The organism is Clostridium arbusti SL206 (genome assembly GCF_000246895.1).
Lineage (GTDB): Bacteria > Bacillota > Clostridia > Clostridiales > Clostridiaceae > Clostridium_I > Clostridium_I arbusti.
Genome location: NZ_BAEV01000009.1, coordinates 36,124 through 57,986, shown reverse-complemented (window position 1 = coordinate 57,986; position 21,863 = coordinate 36,124). Strand labels below are relative to the sequence as shown.

Sequence of the window (21,863 nt, the reverse complement as noted above, 5' to 3'; positions counted from 1 at the left end):
TATAGGTTGTAATTAAAAGTATGTATTTAATAAATAATATCTTTTTGTATATAACTTCTAAAATAAATATGCTTTAAATTAAAAAATAATGTTATGTTATTAACATAAATAAATATATACAATAAATATAGTAATAGCATACATGGGTTAATTGTTAAATATTTAACTATATATTTGTGCGTAAATAAGGAGTATATAGTTGATATATGCTAAATAATCACGCGTAACCGGTTTTTATAATTTTGTATATATACATAAATTGCTAATATATTGATTGATATTTAACAAACAAAAGCATATAATATAAATATAGACATTAGAGTAATGTTATTTACTTTTAGGGTGGTCTTTAAAAATACATTCGATTAAGATAACTCAAGATTGACATGTATTAAAATTAAGAGAGAGGTGTAACTTATGAAAGTTAGTAGTATTGATGAATTAAATGTAGGGTTAGAGGAAATGAAAAAAGCTCAGAGAATTTTTGCAGAGTATTCACAGGAGCAGGTGGATGAAATCTTTAGACAGGCAGCAATGGCAGCATTAGATGCCAGAATACCACTTGCGAAAATGGCAGCAGAAGAAACGGGAATGGGACTTGTTGAAGATAAAGTTATAAAAAATCACTTTGCCGCTGAGTATATATATAATCAATATAAAGATGAAAAGACCTGCGGCGTAATAGAAAAAGATGAATCCTATGGCATAACTAAAATAGCAGAACCAATAGGTATTGTAGCAGCTGTAATACCAACAACTAATCCAACCTCAACTGCAATATTTAAGGCATTGATATCACTAAAAACTAGAAATGCTATAATGTTATCACCACATCCAAGAGCAAAAAATTCAACTATAGCAGCAGCTAAAATAATACTTGATGCAGCAGTTAAAGCAGGTGCACCGGAAGGAATAATAGGATGGATAGACAATCCATCTATTGAACTTACAAAGATTCTAATGCAGGAAGCAGATATAACTCTTGCTACAGGTGGACCATCTATGGTTAAATCAGCCTACTCATCTGGTAAACCAGCTATAGGAGTTGGACCAGGAAATACACCTGTTATAATTGATGAAAGTGCACATATAAAGATGGCAGTAAGCTCAATAATTCTTTCAAAGACTTTTGATAACGGTGTCATATGTGCGTCAGAGCAATCAGTAATAGTTTTGGACTCTATTTATGATGAAGTAAGAAAAGAATTTGCAGAAAGAGGAGCATATATAATTAAAGAAAATGAAATAGATAAAGTAAGAAAAACAATTTTTATAAATGGCAGTATAAATTCAAAGATAGTAGGACAATCAGCATATAAAATAGCTGAAATGTCAGGAATTAAAGTACCAAAAACCGCAAGAATTCTTATAGGAGAAGTCACTTCTTTAACGGAGGAAGAACCTTTTGCCCATGAAAAATTATCTACAGTTTTGGCTATGTATAGAGCAAAAGATTTTGATGATGCCCTTGGAAAAGCTGTAACTCTTGTGAACTTAGGGGGACTTGGACATACATCGGGAATATACGCAAATGTGGTAACTGCAAAGGATAAGATAGATAAATTCAGCAACGCTATGAAAACGGTAAGAACCTTTGTAAATATACCTACAGCACAGGGAGCAAGTGGAGATTTATATAATTTTAAAATAGCACCTTCATTTACACTTGGATGCGGGTCATGGGGAGGAAATTCAGTATCAGAAAATATAGGACCTAAACATCTTTTAAATATTAAAAGTGTACTTGAAAGGAGAGAGAATATGCTTTGGTTCAGAGTTCCGGAAAAGGTTTACTTCAAGTTTGGATGTCTTCAATTTGCATTAAAAGAGTTGAAAGACTTAAATAAGAAAAGAGTATTTATAGTAACTGACAAAGTTCTTTATAATCTTGGATATGTAGATTTTATTACAAGAGTACTTGAAGATATGGGTATTGACTTTAAGATATTTACAGAAGTAGAGCCAGATCCAACACTAGCTACAGCTAGAAAAGGTACAGAACAAATGCTGAATTTTAAACCGGATACTATAATATCACTTGGTGGAGGTTCAGCAATGGATGCAGCTAAAATTATGTGGGTACTATATGAGCATCCTGAGGTAAAATTTGAAGATCTTGCTATGAGATTTATGGATATAAGAAAAAGAATATACAAATTCCCAAAGATGGGGGAAAAGGCTATGATGATTGCTGTGGCAACTTCTGCCGGAACAGGATCAGAAGTTACACCTTTTGCTGTAATAACAGATGAAAAGACAGGAGTTAAATATCCACTAGCAGACTATGAATTAACTCCAAATATGGCAATAGTAGATGCTGAATTAATGATGAACATGCCAAAAGGATTAACAGCAGCATCAGGTATAGATGCTTTGATTCATGGTATAGAAGCTTATACATCAGTACTTGCATCAGAATATACTAATGGACTTGCATTAGAAGCCATAAGATTAATATTTAAATATTTGCCTACAGCATATGCAGAAGGTACTACTAATGAAAAGGCAAGAGAGAAAATGGCTCATGCATCAACTATGGCAGGAATGGCCTTTGCTAATGCATTCTTAGGAGTATGTCACTCAATGGCACATAAGTTAGGAGCAGAGCACCATATAGCACATGGAACTGCTAATGCACTGTTAATTGAAGAAGTTATAAGATTTAATTCGGCAGATAACCCAGTAAAACAAGCAGCATATCCTCAATATAAATATCCAAATGCTAAATGGAGATATGGTAAAATTGCAGATTATCTAAATTTAGGTGGCAATACGGATGATGAAAAAGTTGAGCTTTTAATTAAGGCCATCCATGAATTAAAAGAGAAAATAAACCTTCCAATGAGTATTAAAGATGCTGGAGTTTCAGAAAAGAATTTCTATGCTACACTTGATAAGATGTGTGAGCTTGCTTTTGATGACCAGTGTACGGGGTCTAATCCAAGATATCCATTAATAAGTGAAATTAAGCAAATGTTCATTACTGCTTTTGATAAAGAAGAGATAGATACAAAAACAGAGTAAAAATATACGTCGCATCTTTCACTTGTTATTTATTTTCACATGCCTAAGTGAAATTTTGTTATAAGTGTTTAGTAATGAAGAAAGGTGATGCCTCATAATGCATAAATGTGCATTGTGAGACATCACTTTTAACTTGTATATAATTCAATCAAATAATAGATGCTAACATCAGCAATTCCTCATTATCATTATATATCTGGTCAAATTGACTTATTGGAAGGGGATTGGTGCCAAGCCCCACTTCAATTGTAAATCCCGGCCTTCTAAAATCTTGAATAAACCAGTCTTTATAGCCAGAGTAGGAGGTTATGCCCGTTGTTTGTGATAGTGCATAACCACTTACCATTGCCAATTGATTACCTATGGCTAAGGACTCAGTGGGAGTAAGATTAGAAAACTGCCAGAATATCACTTCACCTTGGCTGTGGTAAGCAAGCACTAATCTAAAATTATGATTTATTGTAAAATTAACTACTGACTGTGTTTCTGGTTCCGATTCTGGAGAGGGACCTGAATACCTGGTAGGTCCAGGACCAAAAATACCATATTGTGCTTCAGCTTCTTTTGACAGATTCCATAGTGCATTGTAATTGTGATTTAAGTCAACACCTCTTGAGTTAGCCTGCCAGGTTCGTGAAAAATCTGCACTGCCGTTATTCCATCTTATCAAATCATTGTGGAAAGGATTATCACTTGATAAACCATTGAGCACTAAATCAACTCCGTCAGGATTTACCATAGGCATTATATATATGCTGCTTCTATTCCATATGTTCCTTGGGTTGTATCCTTTTATATTTGTTCCAGCTACATAGGATTTAGAAAAATTTTCTATGAATTTTGTGAGTAATGGGGTAGTAATCCATTCTAATGAATGGTGGGATCCATTATAGAAAACTTGATTTGGTCCTGTGCCAAGTTTTACATAATAAAGTTCTCGTCCTAGTACACTTCTGCCTGCACTGCCAATAGTTATAAAGGGATATCTTGCCTTAAGACCTCTAAGATCATTATCTAAAATATCATAAGTATAGTCTATATTTGTATCAACTACATCGATTCCATAGGGAACTGTAATGCTAGTACCAATCACTAAATTAGAAGGATTTATATCAGGGTTTGCAGCTATGATTTTATTCACTTGAGTATAGTATTTCATGGCTATATTGTACAACGTATCCCCTGATCTAATAACATAAATATCATAGCCTAGCATAAATCTCTCTAATATTCTATAGGTAGAGGGGCCTATAATTCCATCTGGAGTTAATCCATTATTCCTTTGAAAATTCTTTACTGCTGCTTCAGTTTGGCTTCCAAATACTCCGTCAATAGTACCAGGATTGTACCCTATTTTTCTTAGAACTGCTTGAATTTTCATTACTTCTGTTCCGCTAGAACCTAATCTATATATGGGCATATTGAACCACCTTAATATTAATTATCAGTATTAGTTTATGTTAGAAATTAACTTTGGGTGCTATAATAAATGTAATATCAAATAAAGAGATAGATGAAGTTTTTATTAAATTTAGATATAATATAATTAACGTAAAGCATCAGGTGTAATAGTTTGGTATAAAGTGTGCTTAATTTTATTTAATGTAATAATGGTGATACATTATGAAGCAAGGAGATATTTATGCATAATATATTTTTTCCACCTAAAGATTGGACACCTCAAAAAAATAACCCATTTACACAGTATGGAACTTATGATGTTAGTTGGTCAATGTTTACTTTAAATTGTAATTTGCAAGGAAGATATGGTATTGGTAAGCAAGGTAAAGGAATATTTACCTTGTCTGTTAATCCAAATTATGATGACTGGAAATTTAGATTAGGTGATTTTATACAATACGAAACATATTATCACAGAAAAATTATTGTTCATATTCCTGAAATACAAAGCCCTAATTTTATAATAGAAAAGGCTACACAGAATAATTTTAAAGGAAAAAAAGTTCGTTACACAGATGATAAGTGGTTGGTACATAGTACATCACTGGATTTATGGAGATTAATTGAAGAATCAGGACAAATTAAATCAACTAGAAAACTTAATGAAGATGGCATAGAAATTGTTGGAATCGGAATTGACCCCTTGGGAGAACCAGATGATTATAATGATTATGTCATGTTAGATACTTTGAATGGTTGCAGTGAACTTGTTGTAAGTTCAAGACAAAAAGGTAAGATATGTACAAATGGAGATGTTGAATATACTCCACAGGTCAGGATGTATTTTAATGCACATAAAATAATTGAAGATGGTTTAGGTGTGAGGGATGGTGCTCATATATTAAAAATTTATAGAAGTCTTCCACTGAAGCCATATTTAAAGAAAATATATTTTGAAAAAGATATTCCATATATTAAGGGTAGGAAAAGTTGGACACCTACGCTTTTTACAGAGGAAGCAAATAAATGGTTTTATAATAGTCTAAAGTAATGTCACAGTAGTTAAATAATATAAATACGGGAGTATAATAATGAATATTAAATGGGAACAAGAATGGGATAAAATATATAAAGAACAAGGTGAGGTTCAATTTGATGTGCTTCCAACTGTAAAGGTAGCCGCAGATATTTTTAAGAAAAATAATTGTAAGAGTATAATGGATTTAGGGTGTGGTACAGGCAGACATTCAATATATCTTGCTCAACAAGGTTTTAAAGTATATGCTACTGATATTTCTAAAACAGGATTGGGCACAACTAGATTAAAGGCTAAAAAACTGAATTTGAGTAATATTGAATTTAAACAGCATGATATGAGAAATATAGATTTCGATAAAAATTCACTTGATGGAATTTTATGTTTATGGACAACAGGACATGGCACGTTAGAGGATTCTCGTAAAAATGTAAATGAAATATATAGAGTATTAAAACCCAATGGGATAGTAGTTATTGATTATATTTCAGTAGATGATAAAAATTACGGTAAAGGTAAACAGATAGAAAAAGATACTTTTATTAATAATCTTGAGGGCGAAGAGAACATACCACACCATTATTCTACTATTGAGGAACTAAAAGAATTATATTCAAACTTTTCAAAAATCAATATAACTCCGATAGATTATTATTTTAGTGATAAATATGGAAATAAACACACTATAAAAGCGTTTGTGGTTATCTCAATAAAATAGTATATAGTTCGGATTCTTCTTAAATTGTGAACTAACTATTCTTTTATAAATATAGTTTTGGAGGAAAAAAATGATTACAGATAAAGAGTTAAAAGAGTTAAAAAAATTAATAATAAAGTTGCTTTTTAAGACACGTAAACCATCTAAAAATTTAGAATTAGGTGACATAAAGTTAAAAAATCAATTGGAATTTACATCCTATATTGGCTATAGACTTTATTGTTTCAATTTACAGTTTTTTTATATAAAGAAGTTTAAAGAAACAGAATTTAGATATGCAATACCAGAAAGTGTTAGTAACTGTGGTAAAAGTTTTATTGGTAGAGATGGCAAGTTTATGATGTATGCAGATCAATTGCAGCTATTAGAAACAAAGGAGTTACTAGAAGGAAAATAAGAGAGAAAGTATGTAAGGCATATTCAAATAAATAACTAGTCAGTATGCTAGTCTATTTTGAATCCTACTACATCAACAGAACCCTCAGATAGCTCACTATCTTCGGAACCCGTTTCCTTGTAGACTTCAAAATATCCGTCGCATCTTTGGACTACTATTTATTTTCATATGCCTAAATAGCTAAATGTATTTCCGAAGTATTATATAATTCCTAGTTTTTATCTTTACAAAAAATTTAAATAAAACACAGGAGAAGGGTTAAATATGAATATGAGAACTATAGATAAGATTGTAGATGGAAATGTAGGTTATGATGGTGCAGGGGTAAAACTTGTTCGTGTAATAGCCAATAAAACAGTTAAGAAATTCGATCCATTTCTAATGCTGGATGTTTTTGATTCTGTTGATCCTGAGGATTATATTAAGGGTTTCCCATGGCATCCACATAGAGGTATTGAGACTATAACCTACCTTATTCAAGGGAAGATAGAACATGGAGATAGTTTAGGTAATAGGGGAAGCATTGATGATGGCTGCTGCCAATGGATGACAGCAGGCGGCGGAATAATTCATCAGGAGATGCCAAAGCCTTCAGAAAGAATGTTTGGATTTCAGCTTTGGCTTAATCTTCCTAAGAAAAATAAAATGTGTAATCCAAAATATCATGATATAAGGGCAGAAACCATACCAAAAATAGATGAAGATGGCTGTACAATAAATGTAATATCAGGGAACTATAAAGGTAATCCAGGAGCAATCCAAGGGGAATATGTGAAGACTCAGATTTTTGATGTAAATATGGAAAAAAATTCGGATTGGTCAATTGAAACTAACAGTGAGTCCACGGTGTTTATTTACATTTTTCAAGGAGAGGGCTGCTTTGATGAAGAAAATAAGCAGTATGTCCATGAAAAAAATGCAGTACTATTAACTAGTGGTGAAAAACTTAAAGTTCATTCAAGTGATAAGGGAATGCGTTTTTCAGTATTTATGGGTAACCCTCTTAAAGAACCAGTAGCTTGGGGTGGACCAATTGTTATGAATACAAAAGAAGAACTTAAAAATGCCTTCGATGAAATTGAGAAGGGAACATTCGTGAAAAATGGCAACAATAATTATAAGGCACATTCAAATAAATAACTAGTCAGTATGCTAGTCTATTTTGAATCCTACTACGTCAACAGAACCTTCAGATAGCTCACTATCTGAAGAACCTATTTCCTTGTAGGCTTCAAAATATACGTCGCATCTTTGACTTACTATTTATTTTCATGTGCCTAAATTGAATTTGTAATTTTTATATAAGGACTACTATAGTAAATAATCTAACTTCACGTTACTTTATTTAGGATTTAATTTTAAGAATATAGGAAAAATTTACATTAAGTTAAAATGAATTAAATAGCTTGAAATTGGAAAATATTGATGATAGAATGTAAATACTAATTTAGTGGTGGTGAAAAAATGGAAAATGAAATTTTGGAGCTATTAAAAGATATTAACAGTAAACTGGATGGGCATACACAAATATTAAATGAGCACAGTAAAGTTTTAGAAGAGCATACTGAAATTTTAAATGCGCATACTAAAGTTTTAGATGAACATACTAGAGTCTTAGATAAGCATACTATAGTTTTAGATGAAAATACTCAAATATTAAGAGCCTTAGAACATTCAAGTGAGGTCCATAAAACAGAAATAGATAAAGCCAATTATGTGATTGCAAATGTTGAAGGAAATGTTAAGGGAATTAGAGAAGATCTTACAGCAGTAGAGATAATAACATCAAAGAATTGGAATGATATATCAAAATTAAAAGCAGTAAAATAGAATTTATGGATATAGAGATGCTATCTTAAAATGATTTAAAAAATCATTTTAAAATAGCTTATTTTTTTATATGTCTAAAATTCCACTAATATCAATATTCTGTATTGCTCTAATTATTTGTTCTTCATGCTGTACAAGAGCGAAACGTACAAAGCCCTCACCGTGCTCTCCAAAACTGCTGCCGGGAACTACAATAACTCCTGTCTTTTCCATGAGGTCAAAGGTAAATTGCAAAGAGGATTTATACTTTGGGGGAATAGCAGCCCAGACAAACATGCTTCCGCCAGTGTTATCAATAGGCCAGCCAATTTTACATAGGCCTTTTACTAGAAGATCTCTTCTTTTCCTATAAGTATTTTTTACTAATTCAACATAATCTTGAGGCCCTTCTAAAGCCGATATAGCAGCCTTTTGAAAGGGTAAAAACATTCCATAATCCACATGAGATTTTAAAGTTTTAAGCTGTTTTATAACTTCCTTATTTCCAACAGCAAAGGCAATTCTGCAACCGGGTATGCTGTAAGTTTTTGATAGTGAATTAAATTCAATTCCTATATCCTTAGCGCCAGGTATGGATAAAAAGCTTTCGCCCTCAGTGTCATCAAATACAAGCTCACTATAGGCATTGTCATGAAGTACAATTATGTTATATTTCTTTGCAAATTTCACCAGGTCTTTATAAAAGTTCTTGGGAGCTGTAGCAGCAGTAGGATTATTTGGATAAGACACTACCATAAGTTTTGCTTTTTTAGCTATTTCCGTATCTATTGAACTAAAGTCAATGAGATAATTATTTTCTTTTAAAAGCGGCATTTTAACTATTTGTGCACCAGCAAGATAAGGACCTACAGTGAAAATAGGATATCCTGGATCTGGCGTTAATACCACATCACCTGCATCTAAAATGGATAATGATAATTCTGCAAAACCACTTTGAGAACCTAGTAGGGACACTATTTCATCCTTCTCAAGTGTTACTCCGTATCTTCTATAGTACCATTTCTGTACTGAGTTTATTAATTCAGTTGTATCGTTTATAGAATATATGTAGTTTTCTATTTTACTGGATTCCTCAACTATTGTTTTAATAACATGAGGTGCGGGTGGTATATCTGGAGTACCTATGCTAAAATCAATTACTTCTCTACCTTCATTTATAAGATCATTTTTTTTGTAGCTTAGCTGAGAAAATATAGCTGAAGTCAGCTGTTTCATTTTTTTAGAAAAAATCATTTTACACCTCCATGGGTTTATTGTGATATATTTAGATTTAAGCCATGTGAAAATATATTTGTATACTGACTAGTTATTTATTTACCATGCCTAATAATATTATTATATAATAATATGCAGGTGAAAATAAATATTTATTGAAGATAATAATATTATTTTATCCGAATAAAATAAAAAATAGTTGACATATCAAAACGTTTACAGTATAATAAAGACAAGAAGAAGGAAAAAACTTCTTCTAGCATACCTAACTCATGAAGAGAACTAAAGAGTAGTTTTAAAAGTTTAGGAATCTAAAACATTGAATAGTAATACACTTTATAGTAAACAAAGGCAAATATGATTTAATATTTACAGATGTAAGCTATAAGAAGAGGACTATGAGATGTAGTGGACATTTGGTTTATGAGAATGTTCGAGGAAACCAAAGGGCATTTAGTAATGTTAAACTAGAGTAAATGCAAGATACAGATATTAAACCAATATCTAATTGAAAGTATTACTGTAGAATAATAGTTGCAAAGATGCTAAATATAATTAATGTAATTGTAAAGGTATATAGTAGGGTTAACCCATGAACGGCATTGTATATCGATTAAGATTATATAATGAAAATTAAAAGAGTAAATTTTTACAGTGTAATACACATTGTAAAAAATAACTATGGAAAAGGTGATGAATATTCAAGTAGAATCAGATTGTTTTAATGAGTTAGGAGATGCTTGACCACTAATTAGTTTATATAGAAGTATATAGCTAATTAGTGGCCTTATTTTTTGAATGTGCCTTAGGAGTTTAGTCAATAAAATGTGTATAGAGCATAAATAATTAGGCAGGCAACCTCCTAATTATTGAATTTATATATGCTATCCATTATTAAAAACTTTTTAATATAAGTATAGTATTATCAATAGTTTAGTAGTTAACCTGCCCAATTAAAGATTAAAATTTATTATTTATTGTATTGAGGTTCTTCTTCTTGAATGTGTTTTAATCTTCCATTTAAAACTTGTAAAGCATCTTCAAAAGTTTTAGATAATTGCTGGAAATCTTTTTTTGCTGCTTCATTGTCTGTATCCAATGCGAAAGTTTTCATTGTAGCTGCTGCTGTTTCAATACCAGCTACAGCTTGCTGCATCTTTGTTCCCACTGTCATAGTGTTCACCTCCCTTCAAGTATTTTGTGAATAGAACTTTTATATGAAGATAAGATAATACTTAATTATAAACTAGAAGTTGTTATCTAAATATAAAATAAGTATTAACCTTTAGTTCTAAATATTAAGGATGCTAAAAATCCAAAAATTATGGCAGAGGAAATACCTGCACTTGTAATTTCAAATATACCAGTGAGTACTCCAATAATTCCATATTTCTCATCTTCCATTAAAGCTCCTTTAACTAATGCATTACCGAAACTGCATATGGGTACAGAAGCGCCTGCTCCTGCAAACTTTACTATGGGGTCATATAATCCTAAACCTCCAAGTATTGTTCCTACCACAACGAAGGTAGTCATGGTGTGAGCAGGGGTAAGCTTAAAAACATCCATCATTATCTGACCTATAACGCATATAATTCCACCTACTATAAATGCCAAAATAAAAATTCCCAATTTTAACTAACACCTCACTTTAGACATCTAAAAATGATATGGCATCTTTAAAGAAGTCCTATATCTCTATAGATACTGCATGTGCAATACAGGGGATGCTTTCCTTTTGTTGATAGGATAGAGGAGATAAAAGTGCCCCTGTTGCAATAATCAGTATTTTTTTTAATTCTCCATTTTTCATTCTCTTAAGAAGATGACCATAAGTAACAGTAGCCGAGCAACCACAGCCACTTCCACCAGCTATTACGGGCTGATCTTTTTTATAAATTAGAAGTCCACAGTCAGTAAATATATTTTCAGGAATTTTTAGATTGTGTTTATCCAATAAGTCACTGGCAATTCTATGACCAACTTTCCCCAAATCTCCTGTTGCAATTAAGTCATAGTAGGAAGGATCTATATTTAAATCCCTAAAATGGGCTTCTATTGTATCTACTGCGGCTGGTGCCATAGCTGATCCCATATTATATGGATCTGTAATTCCCATATCAACTACTCTACCAATAGTTGCACAGGTTACTCTTGGTCCTTCACCTTTTGCAGCTAATAGGCATGCTCCTGCACCGGTTACCGTCCATTGAGAAGTTGGAGGTTTTTGTGCTCCATATTCTGTAGGATATCTAAATTGTTTTTCAATGGAAATATTGTGGCTGGAAGCACCGGCTACAACATATTTTGCTGATTTACTATCGATTAGCAGAGAAGCCAGTGCAAGACCTTCCATAGAACTTGAACAAGCTCCAAATATTCCAAGAAAGGGAACGCCTAGTGTACGTGCAGTAAAGCTACTGGATATGATTTGATTCATTAAATCTCCACTTATAAAAAATTGAACATCCTCTTTTTGCATATTTCCCTTAGTAATTGCCGTTTCACAAGCCTCTTCCAATAACTTTCTTTCTGCTTTTTCACAGCTTTCCTGTCCGAGCCACACATCCTCATGAAGAATATCAAAGTCATCAGCTAATGCTCCATTAGCTTCAAAGGGTCCGCCAACGGCAGCGGAGGATAGTATTACTGGTTTAGAATCAAAAACCCATGTTTGATGTCCTTTAAGCATTTACATCCCACCTAACCACATGACAGTTATTTTTACTATTGCAACAACAAAAGCTGAGAAAACTCCAAAAGCAATCACTGATCCAGCCAGTTTAAACATATTTCCTCCTACACCTAGTACATAACCTTCAGTGTTGTGTTCAATTGCAGCAGAAGCAATGGTATTTGCAAAACCAGTAATAGGCACAGCAGTACCTGCTCCAGCCCATTGAGCTATATGATCATAAACTCCAAAGCCGGTAAGGAGAACAGAAGCTATTATTAGAATAGCAGATGTAGGATTTCCAGCAGTTTTTTCTGTAAAGTTAAAATATGTTATAAAAAACCACTGAAGCCCTTGACCAATTGTACATATAAAACCTCCCACTAGAAAGGCTCTTATGCAATTTTTTAGAACTGGACGTTTAGGCTCTCTATCTGAGGCGAAATCCTGATATTCCTGCTGGGTAGGAGTAAGTTTTTTCTTTTTTTATTGGACATATTTTGTCACCTTCTAACGTAGTAAATATGGTTCTAGTTTATCCATCATTTTCTTTATTTGATTGGCATTATTTGAATACATTTTTCTCATTTTTAAGTCATCTGTTTCCAATGAAAAGGTAAGTAAATCAGATTGAACTTTTGAAATACTGGCATAAAGGAGTTCTTTAACCTGAGGTTGTGTAATTTGTATTGAATCGTCAAAGATATCTATGAATAAATCTCCAGAAGAATCTACTTGACCAATGAACACATTATCAAGGGACACTCCGAGGCCCGATAATTGAACCTTTAGCCATTCTCTATCTAAACCTCTATTTTTTAGAGATTCATCAAGAATATTTCCATCCAATATAACTGTTTCTGGTTCGGATAAAGGTGCTACCTTTCTTTGTAAGTCATGTGAAGTAACTGGCTTTTTATCGGACTTTAATAACACATTTACTTCCCCAGTTGATTCCATTACTGCAAATTCAACATCTGCTAGATTAAAGGCATTTTTTGAACGCAATTCTCTTAACAACTCTTCACCTGTGTACCTAACATCCATTAGATTTTCTTCCATAACCTTGCCATCTTTCATTAGTATGGTTTCTCTTCCATTTACAAAATCATGTATTAGCTTACTTCTTAGTGATAAATAGTCCAGTGCTAAGGAGAGTAGAACCCAAGTAGCTAATACTATAAAGCCAAAAGCAATGTTTTGTATTAAACCTAGTGAAATGGACGCGGCAATAACAGCTATTACTATGTAACTCACAAATTTAAAGGGTGTTACTTTTGCTAAGTTTACTTTTCCAATAACTCTAACTATTACTAAAGTTAAAAGAAACAAAATTATAGTTCTTAACAATAATGATATAGCCCAATTCTGCATAATCTTTTTTCCTTTCTTAGACAAGATAAAGAAATAATCAATTCTTTCCTTAGTTAAAATACCTTAATTTCCTTTATATTGAGGTTCTTCAAACTCTAGTGTCTTTATTCTATCTTCTACATTCTTGATAACTGATTCTGTGGTTTTAAGAGCATCCTTATAAACCTTCACATCATCTTTATTTTTACTTTGAACGGAATAAATTCTTAATGTGCTTTCAATTCCCTTTAAGCCAGCCAATGTCTGCTTTACCTTTGAACCTACCGTCATTATTATCAACTCCTTAAACGCATTGATATTAGTATTATCAAAGTTTTACTAAATTATTATTATTTTTTTTGATTTTTTGTATTTAGGCATATTCAAATAAATAACTAGTCAGTATACTAGTATATTTGACTTACTATTTATTTTCATATGCCTTAGATGATGTTAAAACATAATAATTATAGATTAGCAAGAATATACTTATTTTTTTATAATATATGACAATAGATAGGTGATTTAAAGGGAATATTATTAGAATTAAATAATATGTAATTTGTTGTAAAAATATATAATATATGATATGATGTTTTTCAATGAAAGTAATAATTAATATTAAATAATATGTAATTTGTTGTAAAAGTATATGATGCTTTTCAATAGAAATAGTGATAATTAATTAATGTATGCAAGGTGATGTAATGGAATTTTTGACTCCTGGTGAGAGGATAAGAAAACTAAGAACTAAATTAAAGCTAAAACAGGAAGACTTACAGGGGAAAAATGTTACTAGAGCACTTATTAGTATGATAGAGACTAATAAAAGGGAGTTAACCCACAGAGCCGCTGTAAAAATAGCTAAAAAGTTAAAGACAAGAGCAGAGGAACTTAGTATTGATTTATATATAGACAAAGATTATTTAATGTTATCTAAAAGAAAAGAAGCTGAAATATACTGCTTAGACCAGCTTAGAGGTTATAGAAAAAATGTGATTAAAACAAGAGAAGTTTTAAAAATAGCTGCTGAATATGGATTACTGGAAATTCAGGCTAAAGTATACTGTAATCTTGCTGAGATTTGTTCTGATGAAAGAGATTTTTATGAAGCCTATGTTAACTATAAGAGGGCTAAAGATATATATATAAGCATTAATAATAATGAAAAGCTTGGTTATATTTACTGGAAGATTGGAGTTTGTAAGGCCAATAATTTAAAGTATAATATTGCAATTGAATATTATGAATTAAGTCAGTATTATTGCCTAGTAAATAATGATAGTAAGACTGAAAAATTATGCCTGTATTCCTTGGCAAACAGCTATAAAAAAATAAATGAAATAGATTTAGCTTTGAATACTATTGATAAATACTTATCTCTTTGTGATGAAAAAGAGGACTATAGGTTATATATTTACGCTTATGGTGTTAAGGCAACTTGTTACGAAACTAAGAAAGATTATGATGCTGTTATAGATACATATAAATTTATGCTTACTAAGATTTTAGATAGCACAGATATTCCTTTGGGATATATATATAATAATTTGGGACTAGCATACTGCTATAAAAACGATTTTCAGGAGAGCATGAAATACTTTGATTTGGCTGAAAGCCTTAGAAGAAAAATAGATAAAGCAAATTTATCGGCTACGCTTATAGAAAAAGCAAATGTATTTATAAAACAAAATTTATATGCTAAGGCCATTAAAACTATAGAATTAGGTTTGAGCTATGCAAAAACATATAAAAATAGTGAATACTTATTAAAAGGTAACTACATATTGGCGGATATATATGATGATTTAAAGGATAATAAAAATTTGGAGAAGACTTATCTTATAATAATTGAATTATTAAAGAATAATGATGAGGATAATCTTAGACAAATTTATAATAAATTAGCATTTATGTATTTAAAAAATGAGCAAGTAGATCTCTGCGAAAAGTATTTACATTTGCTTTCAGTAGAAGATTTAATAAAATAATATATTAGGTGAAAGAGGTCTTTTATTATGAAAAATAAAATTATTAAAGGATTAGTTGCTGCGATAGGATGTTTAATGCTAATGCTAGCAATATCAACAATTACACTAAGTCATAATAGTTTAAATAATAGTACTAAAAATTCTATAGTACATCCTTTACAAGATATGCCAAATTCTTAATTAAGAATTTAGTTAAGAATTTAGTTAAGAAAGAAAAAAGGTAACTGGATATAAAATTTCCTAGTTACCTTTTTCTCTTGATAATTGTAAGCATCAAATCTATTAAAATTTAATTTTTTAATAAGAGTAGAGTCTTATAAGTTAAACACTATTTTTATAATAGATTAATGTGAATGTAAAGAAATATGAAATACCTTTTTACATTGCCCTTCCAGGAATTATTGCATCTATTATTCCAATAACTAAAGCTGCTAATAATGCACCTATTATAGATGCATGCATATTAGGAACTAAAAATTGTGTTAGATATATTATTATAGCAGAAATAATGAAACCTTTTATTCCTCTTCCAAAAGGTGACGCATCGACGCCCATAAAGGATTCTACTAAATAATCTACTGCAATGATTATAACTGCAGCTAATAAAAAGGACCAAAGTCCATTAATTGTAAAACCAGGTGTTAGATACGATGTTATCACTAAAATAATTGCGACTAATATCAATCTTCCTACCCAATGTAGAAGACTACTACCACCTGAGTGCTGTTCATTACCATTTTTTCTATTCTGTGCCATAAACAATTGCCTCCTTTTAAAATAAAATGTATTGCAAATCAAGATAGATTGTTTTACAAGATTATAATTTGCAAAGTATATAAATAGTATGCACGCAATATTGAAAAATATAATATTTATAAAAATAAACTTTTCTTATCTTTAGAGTTAATATGATATGTAGTATTTTAGTAAATAATAAAATAAAAAATTTAAATTATTTTTTTGATTAGGTGACTAAAAAACAGCCCTACTTATAAAAGTAGAGGGCTGCAAAAGGTATATTGATTTATTTAAACCTGAAAACTCTCAGATGAAGTACTAACTATTTTTGCATCCTTTTTAGCAGTTAGATCTCCAGTTTTACTTACAAATATCTTCTTTTGAATTATGATATCCATAAGACTTTTTACTTGTTCTTCCGTTATATCGGGTTGTCCATTTTCATCTTTTTTTATATTGTCTATAGATAGTGAAAAGTATTTACCATCTTCCTCAGTATTAAATCTCATAGTAAGTTTATGTGACATTTTTTATACCTCCTTGAATAATGTAGTAATAATACTCATTAGAAAGTTATCGTTGTTTAGTTACTGGTCAGTTAGTAAACTATTGTCAATTTTTTGAATGGTTTGAACTGGATAATCTAATACTTCAATTATTGAAGTTACTACATCATAAATGTCTTGATCTGCTGCTGTAGGATCAACTTTTCCAAGATTTAGTCTTGTGATTATATCTTTTCCGTTTTCATCTTTACCAGCTGCTAATTCAATAACTAGAGAAGATGATACTTTGTGTGATGCTACTGTTGCCATGTTATCGCCTCCTTTCTGTGCTTGTGAATATATATATGCTCTAGTAGAATTTATTACAGAAAAAGTTTTTATTTTAATAAATATATTGTAATAAATTATATTATTATAAAATTGCTAGTTTGTTTAGAACTCATCTACTAATTACTATTAATCTATAATCTTAATTGCAACTTATATAAATATTAGATTGTATAATATATACTTAATTGGTAGTTTTGTTTTAATATAGGTTAATAAAAAAGAATTATTTTAAATAATATACAACTATGTTATACTTGTTAGTACAAATAACCTAGATACAAGATTTTAAGGGGGTGTCTAAAATACTGAAAATATTAATTGTAGATGATTCTAATTTTTCTCAAAAAATAACTTCGAATCTAATAAAAAAAACTTTGGGAGATGTAGAAATTTATTTTGCAAATGATGGTAAAGATGGATTTAATGAATACAAGAGAATAAATCCAGATTACATATTTGTGGATTTATTAATGCCAAAGTTAAATGGTAAAGATATGATAAAATTGATAAAGGAATATGATAGTGATTCTAAGATAATCATAATTTCCGCAGATGTACAAAAAAGTATTAAAGATGAAATGGAGCAATTTGGAATACTTGGCTTTGTAAATAAGCCTTTAAATCATGAAAAAATGGAGTTAATATGTAATGATATGATGCAGGTGAGATTACATGACTAATAACATATCAAATGAAGACATATTAAAAGAATTATTTAATATAAGTATAGGAAAAGCATCAAGTGTTTTGTCAGAGATTATTGAAAAAAAGATATTATTAAATGTACCAAATGTAAAAATTTTAAGTTTAGAGGATGAAAAAAATAAAGTACATTTTAATGAATATCTTAACAACATAGCATATGATGCAGTTATGTTATCTTCTATTTCATTTAAAGAAAAATTAGTTGGAAAGGCAAGTCTTATTTTCCCAGCATCTAAAATGAAAAAATTCATAAAACTCTGTTTGCATGAAATAAGTGAGGATCAGTGTGAAGATATAAACTTTACAGACATAGATTTTGATGTGGTAAAGGAGATAGGGAATATAATTTTGAATTCTGTATTGGGTGAATTTGGAAATTATATAAATATAAGGCTTAGTTATACTTTGCCAGAAGTAAAGGTAGTTGATAATTTGGATTTTAAATGTATTGCTGAAAATGAAGAATATCTATATATTTTAATGTTATATATAACCTTTAATATAGAAGGAGAAGCTATAGAGGGTGCTATTATAATTAATGTTACACTAAAATCTATAGAAAATATATTAGAAAAAATTACGATGTTAGAAGATGGTTTTAATGGATAAGATATTAAGTAATGTTTTAAATGATATAAATGAAGGCGTAATTTTAACTGATGAAGATTTAGCAATAATATACTGGAATAATCATATGGAATATGTCACTGGAATAAGTTCTGAAAGTGTAATTAATAAGAAGATATATGATATTTTACAAAACCTAAATAAACCTATTTTGAAAAATTGTATGAAAGACATTGTAATTAATGAATATAGAATTTTTCTATCAGCGGCTATACATAAGAATTTACTTGATAATGATAGATATGTAAATCTAGATATAAGTAAAGTAAATTATGAAAATAAAAGCATAGTATTATTTCAATTTTCTGATGTAACAAATCAGTTTCTTCATATTGCACAGTTAAAGAATCATGTGAATGAATTATATGTTTTAAATAATGAATTGAAGAAAAAGGAAAAGACTATAAATAAGCTGGCTTATTATGATTATTTGACAGGTATTTCAAACAGAAGACTATTTTATAAATTAACTACTGAAATTCTTCAAAAGAAAAGTGAAGGTTCAATTGCACTAATGGTTATAGATATAGATAAATTTAAAAGTGTAAATGATACTTATGGTCATAAAAAAGGTGATGAAGTTATTGTAGCTGTTAGTAAAATTATTTCAAAATCTATAAATAAAGGAGATTTAGCGGCTAGATTCGGTGGAGATGAATTTCTAGTGGTTATGAATTCCTTTAATGATTATAAAGATATTGAAGATACTTTATCAAAAATTTTTAGTGAAAAGATCAAAGTATCAGATGAATCAGGATCTGTAATAGAAGTAACCCTAAGTTTAGGAATAGTTATAGATAAAGAGTATGATAAGAAGTTAGATGTGGACATATTGATATTAAAGGCAGATAAGGCTATGTATGAAGCTAAAAAAAGTGGCGGAAATTGTTGGAGATATTATAAATAAAATTAAAGGCTTGCACAGTATTTATTCTGGAGCAAGCCTTTTGGTTTCGAAATTTTATATAATTAAAGAACTTAAATTGCATATAGAAAGAAGATTATTATAGTAAATAGGTATTAAGTGTAATGGTAAAAAGTACGATTATTCTTTATAGTGAAGTGAATAACTTAATATAAGACAATAAAACGGTAGCAAAAGGAGATATAATTTATGAAAAATAGCAAAAATAAAATTAATTTTAGAAGTATTAAGATTAAGTTATTTATTATATTGCTTTGTTTAGGATTGATTCCAGTATCTATAGTTGGAATATTATCCTATAATGAAGCTAATAAAATAATGTATTCTAATTTACAGACACATACTAAACAAGATCTAAAGGCCATTGATGTTGAAATTGATAATTATTTTATAGGGCTAGAAGGATATTTGAATATTCTATCTAGTAATACAGATACAAAAGATTTAAATGATCACCCTGAATATACACCTTTTCTAATGTCATATTTAGGAAATATAAAGGACAATAATAAAGATATTATTAATTTATATTTTGCTCAGGACAATAAAAAAATGAATATTTATCCAGAACAAAAATTACCTGAAAATTATGATCCAACTTCTAGAGAATGGTATAAAAGTGCTTTAAAGAGTAAAGGAAATATAGTTTATACTAATCCCTATAAAGATGCAGTTACAGGAAAAACAGTTATTACCATTTCTAAAACCGTAGAGAAAAATGGTGAAGTGGTAGGGGCCCTTGGGATGGATATAGATATAAATCAGTTATCTAAAACCATGTCAGGTATAACTATAGGAAATTCAGGACATCTTTATATAGTGGATTCAAGTGGAGTAATAATTTCTAATCCTGATAAGGCTATGGAAGGTAAAAGTGTGTCTTCCATAGTTGGAATATGGGATACCATAAAGAATTCTGGGAAAACTGGATTTGGAGAATATCAATACAATGGAAATAAAAAATATGTGAGTTATAGAACAGATAACGTTAAAAAGTGGAAGCTTATGGCTGTTCTTGATGAGAGTGAATTACTAAGAGATACTTCTATAATTAAGAACTTAACTGCTATAATGCTTTTAATTATGTTTATTGTAAGTATAATTATTGCAGTAATTGTAGCTGAAAAAATAAATGCGCCTATATTAAGAATTAGAAAGTTGGCAGAGAATTTTTCTAAATTTGATTTTTCTTCTCCAATAATATTGAAATCAAAGGACGAGTTTGGGGAAATGGCATTTATGTTAAATGAATCACGAAATAATATAGTGGATTTATTAAAATCAATTGTGATTAGTTCTGAAGAAATAAGTAGTTCCAGTGAAGAACTATCTGCAACTTCAGAAGAATTACTATCGAAAACTGAGACCATAGATGAAGCAATAAATGTTATATCGAGTGGTGTAGTAGAAAATAGTGCAACCTCAGAGGAAATAACAGCTTCTATTGAAGAGATAGATTCCAGTGTAAATGAACTTTCACAAAAAGCTATGGAAGGAAGCAGTAATGCAAGTAAATTTAAAGAAAGAGCTCTTAAGGTTCAAGAACATGGCAAATTGGCAGTGGAGGATGCAAAAAATTTATATAGTGAAAAAAGAGCATCAATATTAGAAGCTATCGAGCGTGGAAAGATAGTAGAAAATGTAAAGGCTATGGCAGGAACTATTGAGTCTATAGCTAAACAGACAAATTTACTAGCACTTAATGCAGCTATAGAGGCAGCAAGGGCAGGAGAACAGGGAAAAGGTTTTGCAGTTGTGGCAGAGCAGGTGAGAAAGCTTGCGGAGCAGTCGCAGAAATCAGTTACAGAGATAAATAGTAATATTATAAAGGTTAATGAAGCCTTTGATGATCTTTCTGGTAGTAGTAATGATATTCTAGAGTTTATACATGAAAAAGTTAATCCTCAATTGGATAGATTTATGAAAATGGGTAATGATTATTATAATGATTCTGATTTTGTAAGTAAGATGTCAGAAGAAGTAGCTGCTATGTCAGAAGAACTAACTGCAACTATAGGACAAGTAAGTGAAGCGGTACAGAATATGGCAAATGGCCAGCAGAAGTCTTCTGAAAACACAGAAGCAATAAGAAATAGTATTGATGAAAATACAAAAGCTGTGGAACAGGTTTCACTAACGGCGCAAAGTCAAGCTGAATTAGCCTTAAAACTCAATGATTTGGTGCAGAAGTTTAAGATATAATAATAAAAAAGGACTATGAAGTATAGAATAGGGGAAAAGCGAGGAACAAAGATTTGAACCAGATACTTATATAACATATATTATATAGTTCTAGAAAAATTACAAGATTATTGAAGATATATGGTGATTTTACAAGAAATAAATGAAGGAATTTAGAACTAATACTAGAATACATTATAAAGATAGATTTA

At 30.3% G+C, this 21,863-nt stretch carries 22 protein-coding genes and 1 pseudogene; 12 read left to right on the top strand and 11 right to left on the bottom strand.

What is annotated here, in order from left to right; translation table 11 throughout:
• The first annotated feature begins 417 nt into the window (after window positions 1-417).
• The gene (gene adhE, locus RH99_RS03230; RefSeq protein WP_010233867.1) at window positions 418-3,024 is read left to right on the top strand and encodes a bifunctional acetaldehyde-CoA/alcohol dehydrogenase; all 2,607 of its coding nucleotides are present in this window, start codon (window positions 418-420) and stop codon (window positions 3,022-3,024) included.
• Window positions 3,025-3,172: 148 nt separating this feature from the next.
• On the opposite strand, the gene RH99_RS03225 is transcribed toward adhE, so the two are convergent.
• Entirely contained in the window at window positions 3,173-4,444 is a 1,272-nt protein-coding gene (locus tag RH99_RS03225) for a M14 family metallopeptidase (RefSeq protein ID WP_010233865.1), read from the bottom strand.
• A 222-nt stretch (window positions 4,445-4,666) separates the two neighbouring features.
• Here RH99_RS03225 and RH99_RS03220 point away from each other — a divergent pair, with 222 nt between their 5' ends.
• The 5 genes from RH99_RS03220 (at window position 4,667) to RH99_RS03200 (ending at window position 8,406) form a co-directional block, all read left to right on the top strand.
• Window positions 4,667-5,476 (top strand): hypothetical protein, encoded by an 810-nt coding sequence (locus RH99_RS03220; RefSeq protein WP_010233863.1) that lies wholly within the window; start codon window positions 4,667-4,669, stop codon window positions 5,474-5,476.
• A 40-nt stretch (window positions 5,477-5,516) separates the two neighbouring features.
• The gene (locus RH99_RS03215; RefSeq protein WP_010233861.1) at window positions 5,517-6,179 is read left to right on the top strand and encodes a class I SAM-dependent methyltransferase; all 663 of its coding nucleotides are present in this window, start codon (window positions 5,517-5,519) and stop codon (window positions 6,177-6,179) included.
• 70 nt (window positions 6,180-6,249) lie between these two features.
• The gene (locus tag RH99_RS03210) at window positions 6,250-6,576 is read left to right on the top strand and encodes a hypothetical protein (protein ID WP_010233859.1); all 327 of its coding nucleotides are present in this window, start codon (window positions 6,250-6,252) and stop codon (window positions 6,574-6,576) included.
• 264 nt (window positions 6,577-6,840) lie between these two features.
• Entirely contained in the window at window positions 6,841-7,716 is an 876-nt protein-coding gene (locus tag RH99_RS03205) for a pirin family protein (protein ID WP_010233857.1), read from the top strand.
• A 324-nt stretch (window positions 7,717-8,040) separates the two neighbouring features.
• Entirely contained in the window at window positions 8,041-8,406 is a 366-nt protein-coding gene (locus tag RH99_RS03200) for a hypothetical protein (protein ID WP_010233854.1), read from the top strand.
• A gap of 66 nt (window positions 8,407-8,472) precedes the next feature.
• Here RH99_RS03200 and RH99_RS03195 read toward each other — a convergent pair whose 3' ends face one another.
• From RH99_RS03195 to RH99_RS03165, 7 genes and pseudogenes are all read right to left on the bottom strand, one after another.
• Window positions 8,473-9,639, bottom strand: coding sequence for an aminotransferase class I/II-fold pyridoxal phosphate-dependent enzyme (locus RH99_RS03195; RefSeq protein ID WP_010233851.1), 1,167 nt, complete (start codon window positions 9,637-9,639; stop codon window positions 8,473-8,475).
• Window positions 9,640-10,591: 952 nt separating this feature from the next.
• A complete protein-coding gene (locus RH99_RS03190; protein WP_010233848.1) occupies window positions 10,592-10,795 on the bottom strand; it encodes a DUF1657 domain-containing protein in 204 nt (67 codons plus the stop codon).
• Between the two features lie 104 nt (window positions 10,796-10,899).
• A complete protein-coding gene (spoVAE, locus tag RH99_RS03185; RefSeq protein WP_010233845.1) occupies window positions 10,900-11,253 on the bottom strand; it encodes a stage V sporulation protein AE in 354 nt (117 codons plus the stop codon).
• A 58-nt stretch (window positions 11,254-11,311) separates the two neighbouring features.
• On the bottom strand, window positions 11,312-12,313 hold the full coding sequence (spoVAD, locus tag RH99_RS03180) for a stage V sporulation protein AD (RefSeq protein WP_010233842.1): 1,002 nt from the start codon (window positions 12,311-12,313) through the stop codon (window positions 11,312-11,314).
• A pseudogene (spoVAC, locus tag RH99_RS03175) lies at window positions 12,314-12,781 on the bottom strand (stage V sporulation protein AC); the annotation flags it as partial.
• A 24-nt stretch (window positions 12,782-12,805) separates the two neighbouring features.
• Window positions 12,806-13,669, bottom strand: coding sequence for a DUF421 domain-containing protein (locus tag RH99_RS03170; RefSeq protein ID WP_010233836.1), 864 nt, complete (start codon window positions 13,667-13,669; stop codon window positions 12,806-12,808).
• Window positions 13,670-13,732: 63 nt separating this feature from the next.
• On the bottom strand, window positions 13,733-13,939 hold the full coding sequence (locus RH99_RS03165) for a DUF1657 domain-containing protein (RefSeq protein WP_010233833.1): 207 nt from the start codon (window positions 13,937-13,939) through the stop codon (window positions 13,733-13,735).
• A 401-nt stretch (window positions 13,940-14,340) separates the two neighbouring features.
• Between RH99_RS03165 and RH99_RS03160 the strand changes: the two genes are divergently transcribed.
• Window positions 14,341-15,639, top strand: a complete 1,299-nt coding sequence (locus RH99_RS03160; protein WP_081504365.1) for a helix-turn-helix domain-containing protein — start codon at window positions 14,341-14,343, stop codon at window positions 15,637-15,639.
• 27 nt (window positions 15,640-15,666) lie between these two features.
• Entirely contained in the window at window positions 15,667-15,819 is a 153-nt protein-coding gene (locus tag RH99_RS19150) for a hypothetical protein (protein ID WP_158511929.1), read from the top strand.
• Window positions 15,820-16,017: 198 nt separating this feature from the next.
• Here RH99_RS19150 and RH99_RS03155 read toward each other — a convergent pair whose 3' ends face one another.
• From RH99_RS03155 to RH99_RS03145, 3 genes are all read right to left on the bottom strand, one after another.
• Window positions 16,018-16,395 carry a phage holin family protein gene (locus tag RH99_RS03155; protein WP_010233826.1) on the bottom strand — a complete coding sequence of 126 codons (378 nt, stop codon included), beginning with the start codon at window positions 16,393-16,395 and terminating at the stop codon, window positions 16,018-16,020.
• Window positions 16,396-16,667: 272 nt separating this feature from the next.
• Window positions 16,668-16,904: a DUF2922 domain-containing protein gene (locus RH99_RS03150; protein WP_010233823.1), complete on the bottom strand. Its 237-nt coding sequence runs from the start codon at window positions 16,902-16,904 to the stop codon at window positions 16,668-16,670.
• A gap of 60 nt (window positions 16,905-16,964) precedes the next feature.
• Window positions 16,965-17,192 (bottom strand): DUF1659 domain-containing protein, encoded by a 228-nt coding sequence (locus tag RH99_RS03145; protein WP_010233821.1) that lies wholly within the window; start codon window positions 17,190-17,192, stop codon window positions 16,965-16,967.
• 314 nt (window positions 17,193-17,506) lie between these two features.
• Here RH99_RS03145 and RH99_RS03140 point away from each other — a divergent pair, with 314 nt between their 5' ends.
• The 4 genes from RH99_RS03140 (at window position 17,507) to RH99_RS19145 (ending at window position 21,672) form a co-directional block, all read left to right on the top strand.
• The gene (locus tag RH99_RS03140) at window positions 17,507-17,893 is read left to right on the top strand and encodes a response regulator transcription factor (protein WP_010233818.1); all 387 of its coding nucleotides are present in this window, start codon (window positions 17,507-17,509) and stop codon (window positions 17,891-17,893) included.
• Window positions 17,886-18,527, top strand: coding sequence for a chemotaxis protein CheC (locus tag RH99_RS03135; protein ID WP_010233815.1), 642 nt, complete (start codon window positions 17,886-17,888; stop codon window positions 18,525-18,527). Before RH99_RS03140 ends, RH99_RS03135 begins: the two co-directional genes overlap by 8 nt.
• Window positions 18,520-19,452, top strand: a complete 933-nt coding sequence (locus RH99_RS03130) for a sensor domain-containing diguanylate cyclase (RefSeq protein WP_010233812.1) — start codon at window positions 18,520-18,522, stop codon at window positions 19,450-19,452. Before RH99_RS03135 ends, RH99_RS03130 begins: the two co-directional genes overlap by 8 nt.
• 207 nt (window positions 19,453-19,659) lie before the next feature.
• Window positions 19,660-21,672 (top strand): methyl-accepting chemotaxis protein, encoded by a 2,013-nt coding sequence (locus RH99_RS19145; RefSeq protein ID WP_010233810.1) that lies wholly within the window; start codon window positions 19,660-19,662, stop codon window positions 21,670-21,672.
• Window positions 21,673-21,863 lie beyond the last annotated feature (191 nt).